Source organism: Lysobacter sp. FW306-1B-D06B (genome assembly GCF_038446665.1).
Lineage (GTDB): Bacteria > Pseudomonadota > Gammaproteobacteria > Xanthomonadales > Xanthomonadaceae > Lysobacter_J.
Genome location: NZ_CP151802.1, coordinates 1709521 through 1723902, shown reverse-complemented (window position 1 = coordinate 1723902; position 14382 = coordinate 1709521). Strand labels below are relative to the sequence as shown.

Here is a 14382-nt window from a genome sequence, read left to right as displayed (position 1 = left end):
GGCAGGAGGCTTTCGGAGCCAGAGAATCGCAGTGCGTTCATGGTGAATCTCCTCAACGGCCGGCGGGCTGCGTGTTGGAACGAAGGCCCACCACGCGATCAAGGATCGCGTGGACGACCAGCGCGACGGCGATGTAGGCCATCGTCGTGCGCACGAACAACGGCCCCCACTGCCAGGCGCGCGCCAGATACTCGGCGAAGTGCGGCTCCGCGTAGCGACCGCCCAGCCAGTAGAACGCACCATTGGAAATGGCGAACGACACCGACGCGCTGACCAGTGCGACGCCGGCGGCGCCGAGCATCGACGCCCATGTGGTGCGCAGTCGATCGGCGTACAGGCGCCCCCCGTACCAGAGCACGGCGTAAGCCGGCAGCAGGAACGAATACGCCGGCGTCACGCAGAAGTCGCTGAGGCCGGCGTATTCGATGGCGATCCAGTCGATCACCACCGCCAGCGCGATGAACACCGCGAACTGCCAGTGCTTGCGCAAATAGAGGCCGCCGAGGAAGAACAGCGCCATCGAGGCGTCGGGCAGGTGCAGCGCGTCGCCGAAATGATGGAAGCGCGTGGCGATCATCAGCACGGCGAAAGCGGCGAACAGGCCCAGGTTGGCGTGGCGTGTCAGGGGTTTCATCGGCGGCCTCACGTTGGTGTCCGCTCAGCGGACGGTGGGTTGATAGCGCACGGTCAGCAGCCAGGTGCGACCCGGCTGGTTGTAGAGCGCGGCGGTCTCGTAGCGTTTGTCGAAGGCGTTGTCGAGCGAGGCCTGCACGCTCCATGCGTCGGTGAATGCATAGCCCGCACGCAAGCCGAACAGTCCGTACCCGCCCATGCGGGTGGTGTTGGCGAGGTTGTCGTAACGCTCGCCCACGCCGATGACGCTGGCGCCGATGCTGAAGCGATCGAACTTGCGATCAAGGTCGATCCGTCCGGACTGCTTCGCACGGCGCGGCAGCAACTTGTCGTGGTTGACGTTGTCGCCGTCGTTGCGCGGGTCCAGCCAGGTGAGGCTGGTGCGCAGGCTCCAGTCCATCCAGACCACGCCCGCGGTCGCTTCCACGCCCTGGATGCGCGCGCGGTCGATGTTGTTCGGGCCGCCCATCGGGCCGAGCGTCGAGTCGAAGGCGATCAGGTCGTCGATCTTCGTGTCGAATGCATTGAGCGACCAGGTGCCCCAACCGTGTTCGCCGCGCAGGCTCACTTCGACACTGCGCGAGGTTTCCGGGCCCAGGTCGGGGTTGCCGTAGCCGGGGAAGTACAGCTCGTTGAACGTCGGCGCCTTGAACGCGGTGCCGTAGCTCGCACCCAGGCGCAGCGACGGCGTGAAGTTCCAGCCCCACAGCACGCTGCCGGTGGTTTCGCCGCCGAACTGGCTGTCGTCGTCGCGGCGCGCGCTCGCCTGCACGGACTGCGTGCCGAACGCCTGCTGCCACTGGCCGAACACGCCGCGGTTGATGCGACGATCACGCGCGTAATCGGTGTTGCTGTGCACCTTGTCGCCGAGCCAATCGAAGCCCAGCGTCAACAGGCCGGTGGCAAGGCCGACGTCGGCCTGCAACGAGCCCACTTCGCGGCGGGTATCGAAGGTGGAGGAATAGACGCCGTTGAGGAAGTTCTCGCTCAGGTCCGCGCTGGTGCCCAGCCCGGCGGTGAACTTCAAACGATCGCCCGGCGTGTAGCGCACACGACCGCCGACGACCTGCTGCACGGTGTCGGCTTCGTTGTTGGTGCTGCCGTCGTACTCGTTGTTGCCTTCGGCGCGGAAGGCGCGCAGGTCGGCATCCCACTGCTCGCTGAAGCGGTAGCCGCCCTGCAACGTCAACGACGTGTTGCGATAGCCGTCCTTGTCGGGATCGAAGTTGCGCGTGCCGCGGTAGGCGTTGATGCCGTCGGTGCTTTCGTGCGCGGCGTTGATCGCATACCAGGCGCCACGCGAGGGATCGCTCGCCTGCCCGGCGACGCCGGCCGCGTAGCGTTGCGTGTTATCGCTGCCGACGGCGGCGCTGGCGCTGGGCGCGAACGCGCCTTGCGGGCGGCGGGTGAAGATCTGGATGACGCCGCCCAGCGCTTCGGAACCGTACAGACTGGAGAACGGACCGCGCACGATTTCCACGCGTTCGATCTGTTCGACCGGGATGTCTTGCAGCGAGGCACCGCCGCTGGTGGCCGAACCGATCTTGATGCCGTCGATGAGCACCAGGACGTGGTCGGACTCGGTACCGCGCAGGAACAGCGACGTCGACTTGCCCGGGCCGCCGTTGTTGGCGATGGAGATACCCGCGCGCCCCGTCAGCAGGGCCGGCAGCGAGGCCGGCTGCAGGCGTTCGATCTCGGCACGGTCGATCACGGTGATCGCGGCGAGCGCCTGGTCCTGCGTCTGCGCGGTGCGCGTAGCGGTGACGACGACCTGATCGAGATCGGTGGCGGCATCGTCGGCGAAGGCCGGGGCCGCGAAAGGAAGGGAACACGACAACGACGCCGCCAGCGCGCGGCGGCGGAACATACGGTGATGCGGATGCACTGACACACTCCTTGACCGCGCCTGCCCGCGCGGGAACGTTGGAAGAGGACAGGCGGAAGGAGGGTTATGGCAGCGGCACGCGAACGGCATGCGCCCCATGACATCGCCCACCGCGTGTCGGGTCGCACAAAGGCCGGTCTCCGGGCTTGCGAGCGAAGGCAGGGATTCCTGCGCTTCCGGTCCGCGCCTTCCCATGCGTGAGCACAGTGGCTGTGATGCGGATCGTCTTCTCGCCTACCGTTGCGGGGGCAGCTCCGGAATTGCCGGCCGTGCATGCACGACCCGGCGCACCGGATTCCCGTTTCAACCACCGGCCAGGCCGGCGGTCACCTCAGGCGGGGGCATCTTAGCAGCACCCGGGGTATCGGCAATGGTCGCGGAGCCTTCGTTCGGCGCGCCCTTCCCCACCGTTCGTCCTGAGCGTAGGCGCGAAGCGCCGAAGTCGAAGGATGAGCGGGTTGCCGCCCGTCTCCATCCTTCGACTTCGCTTCGCTACGCTCAGGACGAACGGTGAGAATGGGCGCTCTGTCGTAGACCGCGACGCAGCACCCGCATAACGCCGAAGCCCCCGCAGCTTCCACCGCGGGGGCTTCGAGTCGCAGCAGTCATCCCGCTACGGACGGGTCGCTTATCCCTTCCGGAACACCAACTGCCCGCCCTGCGCATCAACGCCGATCACATCGCCGCTGGTGAATTCGCCGGCCAGGATCTTCGAAGCCAGCGGATTCTCCAGCTGCTGCTGGATCGCACGCTTCAGCGGGCGCGCGCCGTACACCGGATCGAAGCCGACATTGCCCAGCAACGCGAGCGCCTCATCGGACAGATCCAGCTTGAGCCCGCGCTCGCCCAGCCGCTTCTCCAGCCCGTTGAGCTGGATGCGCGCGATCTGCCGGATCTGCTGCTTGTCGAGCGGATGGAACACGACGATGTCGTCGAGCCGGTTGATGAACTCCGGGCGGAAGTGCGCCTGCACCACGCCCATCACTGCGCTCTTCATCTGCAGGTAGGCCTGCGGCGAATCATCTCCGGACATCTCCTGGATCTGGTGCGACCCCAGGTTCGACGTCATCACGATGACCGTGTTGCGGAAGTCCACCGTGCGGCCCTGGCCGTCGGTGAGGCGGCCGTCGTCCAGCACCTGCAACAGGATGTTGAACACGTCCGGATGCGCCTTCTCCACTTCGTCGAGCAGGATCACGCTGTACGGGCGGCGACGCACCGCTTCGGTGAGGTAACCGCCCTCTTCGTAACCGACGTAGCCCGGAGGCGCCCCGACCAGGCGGCTCACGGAATGCTTCTCCATGAATTCGCTCATGTCGATGCGCACCATCGCATCGCTGGAATCGAACAGGAATTCGGCCAGCGCCTTGCTCAACTCGGTCTTGCCCACGCCGGTGGGGCCGAGGAACAGGAACGAACCCGACGGGCGATTCGGATCGGAAAGCCCGGCGCGCGAGCGGCGCACCGCATCGGACACGACCTTGATCGCCTCTTCCTGGCCGACCACGCGCGTGTGCAGGTGCTCTTCCATGCGCAGCAGCTTCTCGCGCTCGCCTTCGAGCATCTTGCTGACCGGAATGCCGGTCCAGCGCGCGACGACCTGCGCGATCTCTTCCGCCGTCACCTTGTCCTGCAGCAGCGTGAAGCCCTTCGTCTCGGCTTCCTGCGCGGCCTTGAGCTGCTTCTCCAGCTCCGGCAGCGTGCCGTACTGGATTTCGCTCATGCGCGCGAAGTCCTGCTTGCGCTGCGCGGCCTCCAGCTCCAGGCGCGCGGCCTCGATCTGCTCCTTGATCTTCGTCGCGCCCTGCAACATGGCCTTCTCGGCCTTCCAGACTTCCTCCAGATCGTTGAACTCGCGCTCCAGCTTGGCGATCTCGTCCTCCAGGTCGGACAGGCGCTGCTTGGACTCGGCGTCCTTCTCCTTCTTCAACGCCTCGCGCTGGATCTTGAGCTGGATCAGGCGGCGCTCCTTGCGATCGAGTTCTTCCGGCTTGGAGTCGATCTCCATGCGGATGCGCGAGGCCGCCTCGTCCATCAGGTCGATGGCCTTGTCGGGCAGCTGGCGGTCGCTGATGTAGCGGTTGGACAGCGTGGCCGCGGCGACGATCGCCGGGTCGGTGATCTCCACGCCGTGGTGCACGGCGTACTTCTCCTTCAGCCCGCGCAGGATGGCGATGGTGTCCTCCACGCTCGGCTCGCCGACGAACACCTTCTGGAAGCGGCGCTCCAGTGCGGCGTCCTTCTCGATGAACTGGCGGTATTCGTCGAGCGTGGTCGCGCCGATGCAGTGCAGCTCGCCGCGCGCGAGCGCGGGCTTGAGCATGTTGCCCGCGTCCATCGCGCCCTCGGCCTTGCCGGCGCCGACCATCGTGTGCAGCTCGTCGATGAACAGGATGATCTGGCCTTCGCTCTTGCTCAGGTCGCTGAGCACGGCCTTCAGGCGTTCCTCGAACTCGCCGCGGAACTTCGCGCCGGCGATCAGCGCGCCCATGTCGAGCGAGAGCACGCGCTTGCCGCGCAGGCCCTCGGGCACTTCGCCGTTGATGATGCGCTGCGCGAGGCCTTCCACGATCGCGGTCTTGCCCACGCCGGGCTCGCCGATCAGCACGGGGTTGTTCTTGGTGCGGCGCTGCAGGACCTGCACGGTGCGGCGGATTTCCTCGTCGCGGCCGATGACCGGATCGAGCTTGCCGCTCTCCGCGCGCGCGGTGAGGTCGATGGTGTACTTCTCCAGCGCCTGGCGCTGGTCTTCGGCGTTTTCGGACTGCACGCTCTCGCCTCCGCGGACCTTGTCGATGGCCGCTTCCAGTTTCTGTTTGTCGGCGCCGGCGGCCTTGAGCGCGCGGCCGAGTTCGCCGCTGTCGTCCAGCGCGGCCAGCACGAACAGCTCGCTGGCGATGAAGGCATCGCCGCGCTGCTGGGCGAGCTTGTCGGTGACGTTGAGCAGGCGCGCCAGGTCGTTGCCGACGCTGATGTTGCCGGCTTGCCCGGTGACCTTGGGGAGCTTGTCGAGCGCTTCGCCCAGGCGTTCGCGCAGCAGCGGCACGTTGACGCCGGCCTGCGCGAGCAGCGGGCGGGTGCTGCCGCCGCTCTGTTCCAGCAGCGCGGTCATCAGGTGGGCGGGTTCGATGACGCTGTGGTCGCGGCCGATCGCCAGCGACTGCGCGTCCTGCAAGGCCTGCTGGAAGCGCGAGGTGAGTTTGTCCATCCGCATGGAGGTATCCCTTTCACTATGGGTGGCGGCCGCCACGGAGTGGGCCGCAATGCGCACCAGATGCGGTCGTTCGGCGCCCGTTTCAAGGAATTCCGGGGCGTTCGCGAAGCGTCCACCTGATGCTGACATACGCGTGTTCACAATGCGTGCATGTCCTCGCCCCCCCTCCACCTGCCCGCGCCGCCCGCGGTGTCGTCCGAATGGGCGCTGTTCCTGGATGTCGACGGCACGCTGCTGGATTTCGCCGATGTTCCCGGCGACGTCACGGTGGACCCCGGACTGATCGACGTGCTCGCCGTGCTGCACGGCCGCCTCGACGGCGCGCTGGCGCTGGTGAGCGGACGGCGGCTGGCGCAGCTCGACGCGCTGTTCGCGCCGCTGAGCCTGCCGGCCACGGGCCTGCACGGGCTGGAGCGGCGAGAAGACGGCCATCAGGAGCGGCACCCGCGCCCGCGCGCCCTGGACGAAGCCGTCGCCTGGGGCCAGGCGCTGGCGGCGCGCTATCCCGGCGCGCGCGTGGAGGACAAGGGCACCACCATCGCCCTGCACTGGCGCGCGGCGCCGGACGCCGAGGACCTGCTGCGCCAGTACGCCGATTCGATCCTCATCGAACTGCCCGGCTACCACCTGCAACCCGGCAACATGGTCGTGGAGCTGCGTCCCGACGGCGCGCACAAGGGCGGCGCGGTGGTGGAGATGCTCGCCCACCCGCCCTTCCACGGACGTCGCCCGGTGTTCGTCGGCGACGACCTCACCGACGAACACGCGTTCGCCGCGGTCAACAGCCACAACGGCTTCGGCGTGCTGGTGGGCTCGCGCCAACCCAGCGTGGCGCGTTACGGCCTGCACGACCCGGCCGCGGTGCGCGCGTGGCTCCAGGAGGGCCTGTCGCTGGCATGAGCGACGACGTGCACCCGCACTTCATCCACGAAATCCATGGAGCACCGATGACCTCATCCGCCTCCCTCCCCGCCAGCCTGGATCTGGGCCTCATCGGCAATGGCAGCGTCGCCGCGCTGGTCGACGCCCGCGCGCGCATCGTCTGGGGCTGCGTGCCGGCCTTCGACGGCGATCCCACGTTCTGCGCCCTGCTCTCCCCGCGCGAGCACGCGGGCGGCGACTGGGCGGTGGAGTTGGAGGACTTCGTCGAATCCGAACAGTCCTACATCACCAACACCGCGATGCTGCGCACGGTGCTGCGCGATGCGCACGGTGGCGCGGTGGAGATCGTCGACTTCGCGCCGCGCTGGCACCAGAACGATCGCTTCTACCGCCCGGTGATGCTGATGCGCCGGCTGCGCCCGCTGTCGGGCATGCCGCGCATCCGCATCCGCCTGCGACCGCTGGCCGACTACGGTGCGGTGCAGCCGGAGGTCACCTGGGGCAGCAACCATATCCGCTACCTCATTCCCGACTTCACCCTGCGCCTGACCACCGATGCGCCGGTGCGGCTGGTTCGCGACGCGCTGCCATTCATGCTCGATCGCGACGTGCACCTGGTGCTGGGACCGGATGAAACGCTCACCCAATCGGTCGCCGGCTTCGCCCGTTACGCGGAGGAACAGACGCACGTGTACTGGCGCAACTGGGTGCGCAATCTTTCGATCCCGCTGGAATGGCAGGACGCGGTGATCCGCAGCGCGATCACGCTCAAGCTGTGCCAGAACGATGAAACCGGCGCGATCGTGGCCGCGCTGACCACCTCGATCCCGGAAGCGGCCAACACCGTGCGCAACTGGGACTACCGCTACTGCTGGCTGCGCGACTCGGCCTTCGTCGTGCGCGCGCTCAACCGCCTGGGCGCGACGCGCACGATGGAGGAATACCTGCGCTACGTCGCCAACGTCGCCTCCGCGCACGGCGAATTGCAGCCGCTGTACGGCCTGGGGTACGAACGGCAGCTGGCCGAATCGGAAGTCGAATCGCTGGCCGGCTACCGCGGCATGGGCCCGGTGCGCCGCGGCAACCTGGCGTGGCTGCAGAAGCAGCACGACGTGTACGGCAGCGTGGTGCTCGCGTCCACGCAATTGTTCTTCGACCAGCGCCTCACGCGCGTGGGCGATGCGTCGATCTTCGAGCGGCTGGAGCCCGTGGGCGAACTCGCCTACGCGCTGCACGACAAGCCCGACGCGGGCCTGTGGGAGTTCCGCGGGCGCGAGGAAGTGCACACCTATTCCAGCGTGATGTGCTGGGCCGCGTGCGACCGTTTGGCGCGCATCGCGGTGCACTTGCGCCTGGCGCCGAAGGTGCAGCTGTGGCGACAGCGTGCAGACGAGATCCATGCGCGCATCGTCGCGCACGCCTACAACGAGGAACTCGGCCATTTCGTCGAGTCGCCCGACGGCAATCGCCTGGACGCCTCGCTGCTGTTGCTCGCCGACCTGGGCTTCGTGAAGCCGGACGATCCGCGCTTCGTGCGCACGGTCGAGGCGATCGGCCGCGACCTCAAGCGCGGCGACGCGCTGTTCCGTTACGTCGCGCCGGACGATTTCGGCGCACCGGAAACCAGCTTCACCATCTGCACGTTCTGGTACATCGACGCGCTCGCGTCGATCGGCCGGCAGGAGGAAGCGCGCGTGCTGTTCGAGCGCATCCTCGCCCGGCGCAATCCGCTGGGCCTGCTTTCGGAAGACCTGGAGTTCGACGGCGGCGAGGCCTGGGGCAACTTCCCGCAGACCTATTCGCACGTCGGCCTGATCAATGCCGCCATGCGCCTGTCGCGGCCGTGGCAGGACGCGGCATGAGTCGTCTGGTCATCGTTTCCAACCGCGTCGCGTTGCCGGGAGTGAACAGCCCGGGCGGGCTCGCGGTGGCGCTGCAGTCCGCGCTGGAGGAAACCGGCGGCCTGTGGTTCGGCTGGAGCGGGCGCATCGACCCGGACGACTCCGGCCAGTTGCACGAGCGCGACGCGGGCAACATCCGCTACGTCACCGTCGATCTGTCCAAGCGCGACCACGACGACTACTACAACGGTTTCGCCAACCGAACCCTGTGGCCATTGCTGCATTTCCGCGTGGACCTGGTGGACTACAGCCGCGTCACGTATGCCGCGTATCGCCGCGTAAACGCGCTGTTCGCCGAGAAGCTCGCGCCGCTGCTGCGCGACGACGACATCGTGTGGGTGCACGACTACCACCTGATTCCGATGGCGAAGCTGCTGCGAGAACTGGGCGTGGCGTGCCGGCTGGGGTTCTTCCTGCATGTGCCGATGCCCTCCTCCGACCTGCTGGCGGCGTTGCCGCAGCATGAGCGGCTGTTCGAAGGTTTGTCGTCGTATGACCTGATCGGCTTCCAGACCGAGCGCGACCTGGAGCGCTTCCAGGATTACGTACGCCTGTTCGGGCGCGGCCGCGTGATCTCGCACGGCGTGCTGGAAACGCGCAAGGGCAAGCGCCTGCGCGCGGGCGCGTTCCCGATCGGGATCGACACCGCGCAGATCGAGCAGCAGGCGCGCGCGGCGTCCGGCAAGGCCGGCGTGAAGCGGCTGGCCGGCAGCCTGTCCGGACGCGCGCTGGCGATCGGCGTGGACCGCCTGGACTATTCGAAGGGACTGCCGGAACGCTTCCGTGCGTTCGGCCGCTTCCTCAAGCGCCATCCGGAGCATCGCGGCAAGCTGACGTTCCTGCAGATCGCGCCGGTGTCGCGTGGCGAAGTGCTGGAGTACCAGAACCTGCGCAGCGAGCTCGAACAACTCTCCGGCCACATCAACGGCGCGCACGCCGAGCCCGACTGGACGCCCGTGCGCTACGTCAATCGCAACTACCCGCACCCGACGCTGACGGGCTTCTACCGTCTGGCGCACGTGGGGCTGGTCACGCCGCTGCGCGACGGCATGAACCTGGTCGCGAAGGAATACGTGGCGGCGCAGGATCCGGCGGACCCGGGCGTGCTAGTGCTGTCGACTTTCGCCGGCGCTGCGCGCGAACTCGACGCGGCGCTGCTGGTGAATCCCTACGACCTCGACGGCGTGGCCGATGCGATCGCCGCCGCGATGGAAATGCCGCTGGAAGAACGGCGCGAGCGATGGGCCTCGATGATCGAGGTGCTGCGCACGCACGACATCACGGCCTGGCGGAGGAATTTCCTGGCGGCATTGCGCGAGCCGGCGTAGCACGCGAACGGCGCTCGTGCGCCGTCGCGTCGGCATCGTGCGGGCTTATTACACGCGCGTGGTCGGCTGGAGGATCTCGACCCAGTAACCGTCCGGATCCTTGATGAAGGCGATGTTCTTCATGCGGCCGTCGGTAAGGCGCTTCTGGAACGCAACGCCGAGTTGCTCGAAACGCGCGCACGCGGCCTCCACGTCCGGCACCGAGACACAGATGTGGCCGAAGCCGCGCGGCTCGCCGTTGCCGTCGTGGTAGTGGAATGCGGGATCGGATTCGGTGCCGTGGTTGTGCGTGAGTTCCAGCACGCCGCGCTGGCTCAGCAGCCACTCGCCGCGCGCGGGTTCCTCGGCCGGGATCTGCGCCGGGTCGTCCACCAGCACGAGGAAGTAGAGGCTGAACTTCGCTTCGTCGAAATCGCGCCGGCGCACCAGCGTGAAGCCGAGCACGCGCGTGTAGAAATCCAGCGACGTCACCACGTCCTTGACGCGCAGCATGGTGTGGTTGAAGACGAAACCCTGGGTGGCGGCGTCGCGGGTGGCGGTCACGCCCGGGTTGGCGTTGAGCTGGTCTTGCAGGGACATGGTCGTGTCTTCGTTTCGTGGGGGCGAAGGAATCAGATGAGGGCGCGGGACGTCAGGCTCAATGTGCCGTATCCACGCTTTCGACCGGCGCCTGCCGTTGCAGCGACAGCAAACCCAGCAGCACGGCCAGCGCCACGTAGGCACCGGCGAACTGCCAGGCGATCGCCTTGCGCAGGCCTTCCAGCATCCACGGCCAGTAGATGCTGCCGCGCGGATCGACCGAATGGATGAAGCCGAACAGCGTCAGCGCCGCGCCGATGAGCAGCACCAGCGCCGCGCGGCGGAAGCGGTGTTCGATCATCGCCACCAGTGCGCTGGACCAGATCATCGCGGTGATGATGAAGCCGTTGCCCAGCGTGACGATGGTGGCCAGGTCCGGCAGGCCATGGCCGTCGACGCCGTCGTACAGCGCGGCGAAGCGGTCCGGCGCGATCCACGCGGGATTGCCGACCTTGATCACCAGCAGGTAGGCGATGGACGGCAGGAACGCCAGCGCGACCGCGAGCGCGTGCCGGCGCGGGCTCTCGTGGAAGGCCTGCACGGTGATGTCCATGCCGACGTAGACGATGATCGGCGCCAGCACCGCGATCGGCAGCCACTGCACCAGCCCGGACACGTAGCCGAAGATGCCGCCCAGTCCGATGAACAAACCGGTGAGCAGCGTGTAACCCATGCGCGCGCCCATGTGCTTGTACGCGGGCTGGCCGATGTACGGCGTGGTCTGCGCGACGCCACCGCAGAAGCCGGCGACCAGCGTGGAGATCGCCTCGGCCAGCAGCACGTCGCGCGTGCGGTAGTCATCGCCGGCCGCGCGTGCGCTCTCGCTGACGTTGATGCCGCCCACCACCATCAGCAGGCCGAACGGCAGCAGCAGCGGCAGGTACGGCACGGTGTACGGCAGGCCTTCGAGGAACCCGAGCGTGGGCAGCGGCAAGGTGAAGCGCAGCGGCGTGGCATCGGGCAGCTTGAAGCCCGGCGTGCCCAGCCCCGCCAGGCCCAGGCCGTAATACAGCACGGTGCCGACGATGAAGGCCAGCAGCACGCCGGGCATGCGAATCGGCAGCTTGCCCTTGGCCACCAGCACGTACATCAACAGGCCGAAGGTGACGAAGCCCACCACCGGCGAGCGCAGCGTTTCGATCAACGGCAGGAAGCCGAGCAAGGCGAGCGCAGCGCCGCCGATCGAACCCAGCAGCGCGGCGCGCGGCACCGCGCGCGTGATCGCATCGCCGAAGAACGACAGCACCAGCTTGAGCACGCCCATGACCACCAGCGAGGCCATGCCGAGCTGCCACGTCGCCGTCGCGGCAGCGGCTTCGTCCATGCCCTGCTGCTTGAACGCGACGAACGCAGGCCCCAGCACGAGCAGCGCCATGCCGATGCTGGTCGGCGCGTCCAGGCCGAGCGGCATCGCGGTGACGTCCGTGCGGCCGCTCTCGCGCGCCAGCCGGTGCGCCATCCACGTGTAGATCAGGTTGCCGACCAGCACGCCGAACGCCGTGCCGGGGAACATGCGCGTGAACACGACCTCGGCGGGGAAGCCGAAGATGCCGATCAGCGCGGCGGAGATGAAGCCCAGGATCGACAGGTTGTCGACGACGAGGCCGAAGAAACCGTTGAGGTCGCCGGGGACGAACCAGCGGCGTGGGGTGGTGGGCGGCATGAAAGGCTCGCGGCGTGGGATGGAAGATCCCGGATGGGAGATCCGGGATGGGGAGATCCTAGCGGCTTTGAGCCCTCTTCCAACGGAAGGATTGGAATGAGGACATGGCGCAGGCAGCCGCGCATCGCCGGCCCGGCCGCCTGCTCAGAACGAAACGTCCACCGCGCCGCGCGCCCACAACACCGACTCATGCCCCGTCACGCGTTTCCACGCCAGGCGGATGGCCTCGATGTCCTCGCGACGCTTCGCGCCATCCTCGTGCAACACGACGAGCACCTTGCAGCGTTGCCGCACCAGCCGACCATCCTGCTGGAAGCGCCACTGGCCGTAGCCATCGAGCACGGTCAGACCGTCCGGGAAGCGCGGCGTCACTTCGCCGTCGAGGAACGCACGCCACTGCGATTCGTGGATGGTGCCGGTGCCGTCCTCGTTGCCGACGGCGAAGTACAGCTCGCTGCGGATCCAGCCGGCGGAGTGCGCCGGCCTTGCGGCATCGCCCTGCATCGAGGCCGTGGTCGAGCCGGTGCTCGCGCAGCCGGTCAGCAACGATGCCGCGAGCACGATGGCGAGCGCGAAACGAAAGGAGGTCATGGCAGGAACCTCGCGGCCTGTTCTGGCGCGGGAATCGCGCAGTGCTCGTATCGTCCGAAGATCCGGTAGCGATTTCGCGCGAACCAGCGATAGAGTCGGTCGCGCAGGCCTCGCGGCAACACGCGCAGCAGTGCCGCGATCCGCCACGCGCCCCCCAGACCCGAGAGCACGCGGATGATCGCGTCCGTGTCGGTCCACGCGACGCCTTCTTCGATGAGCAGGAACGACACGGGATCGTCCGCATCCAGTCCGTGCGAGATCAGCAGTGCGCGACCGCTTTCGCTCTGCATCGCGGCGAAGCGGTAACGTGCGCGGCGGTCGTGCCGGAGCAGGAACCGCACCCAACCGTTGCACACCACGCACACGCCGTCGAAGACGATTACCGCGTGCCCGCGATCGAGTTCAACCGACATCCAGCCACCCCCGGTAATGCACCAGCCGACCGATCCACGGCATCGCCGCGTTCACATCAAAACGGTAGCGATGTTCGCGTTCGTATTCGCGTGCAACGACACCATCGAACCAGCGCCGCGGCAACGGCACGCCCAGCGCGCGCACCTTCGCCACGCGCCACACGACCGCGTGGCCGCTTCCAAGCGCTTCCACGTCGAGGCGAAAACCGAACGTCACCAGCCCCAGTCGTTCGCACAACAGTCCGTCGCTCGCCCACAGGCGCGAGCGCATCGCGCGGCCATTGATGATGCGCGCCCAGCGTTCGCGATGCAGGGTGCTGTCGATCTCGACGTCGATCGTGCCACGACCTTCCGCCGGCAACCGCGTCGCCCACGCGCACAGGCACGACAGGACGCCGTGCCCGCGCTCCACTTCGACCTTGCCGTGATAACGATGGAATCCAACGCGCTCGTGCAATGCGCGCACGGTCGGCGGCAGATCGTCGAAACGCGCCGGAAGCAGCTGACGGTACAGCGGCGTCGGCGCGAGGGCGCTCATTCGCGCGGGTCGATCCAGAGCAGCGAAGCCATGCGGCCGGTGCGCTGGTCGCGGCGGTGGGAGAAGAAGCGTTGCGGTTCGCTGATCGTGCACAGCCCGCCGCCGTGGATGCGTTCGGGCGACATCCCGGCCGCCAGCAACCGTTGCCGCGCCAGAGCGTAGAGATCCACGCGCCAGTGGTGCGGACGCGTCGTCACGAAGGCGCTGCCGGCCGCCCAGTCGCGCGAGACGAAGGCGTCGTACACCTCTTCGCCGATTTCATACGCCTGCGGGCCCGCGGCCGGTCCGAGCCAGACGTGCATGCGCACGGGCGCGGTGCGCATGGCGGCGAGCGTGTTTTCCAGGACGCCGCCGACCAGGCCGCGCCAGCCTGCGTGCGCGGCGCCGATCTCGTCGCCTTCCTCGGCGCAGAACAGCACCGGCATGCAATCGGCGGTGAGGATCGACAGGACGACACCGGGCTGCGAGGTCACCGAAGCGTCGGCGGTGACTTCCTCCGTCGCCGGTTCGTCGAAACGGTGCACGTCGACACCGTGGACCTGTCGCAGCCAGCACGGCGCGGAAGGCAGGCGCGCCTGCTCGGCGAGCAGCGCGCGGTTGCGCTCCACCGCCTGCGCATCGTCGCCGGCGCGCAACCCCAGGTTGAGTTCATCGAACGGCGCCTGCGAGACGCCCAGGCCGTGCCGCAGCGTGGTGAATCCGTGCACGCGCGAGGGTGCCGGCCACTGTGCATCGAGCCACGGCGCGGCCAT

General features: G+C 67.9%; 12 protein-coding genes and 1 riboswitch. Of the genes, 3 read left to right on the top strand and 9 right to left on the bottom strand.

Translation table 11 applies throughout. The features are described 5' to 3' along the window. Positions 1–52 precede the first annotated feature (52 nt). The 3 genes from AAFF32_RS07915 to clpB form a co-directional block, all read right to left on the bottom strand. A complete protein-coding gene (locus tag AAFF32_RS07915; protein WP_342317010.1) occupies positions 53–634 on the bottom strand; it encodes a hypothetical protein in 582 nt (193 codons plus the stop codon). A gap of 24 nt (positions 635–658) precedes the next feature. Further along, positions 659–2503, bottom strand: a complete 1845-nt coding sequence (gene btuB, locus AAFF32_RS07910) for a TonB-dependent vitamin B12 receptor (protein ID WP_342317009.1) — start codon at positions 2501–2503, stop codon at positions 659–661. 131 nt (positions 2504–2634) lie between these two features. Continuing rightward, positions 2635–2870, bottom strand: a riboswitch (cobalamin riboswitch). 279 nt (positions 2871–3149) lie between these two features. Further along, positions 3150–5735 carry an ATP-dependent chaperone ClpB gene (clpB, locus tag AAFF32_RS07905; RefSeq protein WP_342317008.1) on the bottom strand — a complete coding sequence of 862 codons (2586 nt, stop codon included), beginning with the start codon at positions 5733–5735 and terminating at the stop codon, positions 3150–3152. Between the two features lie 150 nt (positions 5736–5885). Here clpB and otsB point away from each other — a divergent pair, with 150 nt between their 5' ends. Genes otsB through otsA form a run of 3 tightly spaced genes read left to right on the top strand, consistent with a single transcriptional unit; the run spans position 5886 to position 9846 of the window. Beyond that, positions 5886–6635 (top strand): trehalose-phosphatase, encoded by a 750-nt coding sequence (gene otsB / locus AAFF32_RS07900; RefSeq protein WP_216960133.1) that lies wholly within the window; start codon positions 5886–5888, stop codon positions 6633–6635. Between the two features lie 47 nt (positions 6636–6682). Then, positions 6683–8479 carry a glycoside hydrolase family 15 protein gene (locus AAFF32_RS07895; RefSeq protein WP_216961824.1) on the top strand — a complete coding sequence of 599 codons (1797 nt, stop codon included), beginning with the start codon at positions 6683–6685 and terminating at the stop codon, positions 8477–8479. Then, the gene (gene otsA, locus AAFF32_RS07890) at positions 8476–9846 is read left to right on the top strand and encodes an alpha,alpha-trehalose-phosphate synthase (UDP-forming) (protein WP_342317007.1); all 1371 of its coding nucleotides are present in this window, start codon (positions 8476–8478) and stop codon (positions 9844–9846) included. The genes AAFF32_RS07895 and otsA overlap by 4 nt, the downstream gene beginning before the upstream one ends. A 48-nt stretch (positions 9847–9894) precedes the next feature. Here otsA and gloA read toward each other — a convergent pair whose 3' ends face one another. The 6 genes from gloA to pgeF all read right to left on the bottom strand — a co-directional run bounded on the left by gloA (position 9895) and on the right by pgeF (position 14382). Continuing rightward, positions 9895–10425 carry a lactoylglutathione lyase gene (gloA, locus tag AAFF32_RS07885; RefSeq protein WP_342317006.1) on the bottom strand — a complete coding sequence of 177 codons (531 nt, stop codon included), beginning with the start codon at positions 10423–10425 and terminating at the stop codon, positions 9895–9897. 58 nt (positions 10426–10483) lie between these two features. Continuing rightward, complete coding sequence (locus AAFF32_RS07880; protein WP_342317005.1) at positions 10484–12088, bottom strand: hypothetical protein; 1605 nt, start codon at positions 12086–12088, stop codon at positions 10484–10486. 144 nt (positions 12089–12232) lie between these two features. Further along, positions 12233–12679 (bottom strand): DUF3574 domain-containing protein, encoded by a 447-nt coding sequence (locus AAFF32_RS07875; RefSeq protein ID WP_342317004.1) that lies wholly within the window; start codon positions 12677–12679, stop codon positions 12233–12235. Beyond that, positions 12676–13092, bottom strand: a complete 417-nt coding sequence (locus AAFF32_RS07870) for a thiol-disulfide oxidoreductase DCC family protein (RefSeq protein WP_342317003.1) — start codon at positions 13090–13092, stop codon at positions 12676–12678. The genes AAFF32_RS07875 and AAFF32_RS07870 overlap by 4 nt, the downstream gene beginning before the upstream one ends. Next, complete coding sequence (locus AAFF32_RS07865) at positions 13082–13630, bottom strand: DUF4166 domain-containing protein (RefSeq protein WP_342317002.1); 549 nt, start codon at positions 13628–13630, stop codon at positions 13082–13084. Before AAFF32_RS07865 ends, AAFF32_RS07870 begins: the two co-directional genes overlap by 11 nt. Further along, complete coding sequence (gene pgeF / locus AAFF32_RS07860; protein ID WP_216960157.1) at positions 13627–14382, bottom strand: peptidoglycan editing factor PgeF; 756 nt, start codon at positions 14380–14382, stop codon at positions 13627–13629. The genes AAFF32_RS07865 and pgeF overlap by 4 nt, the downstream gene beginning before the upstream one ends.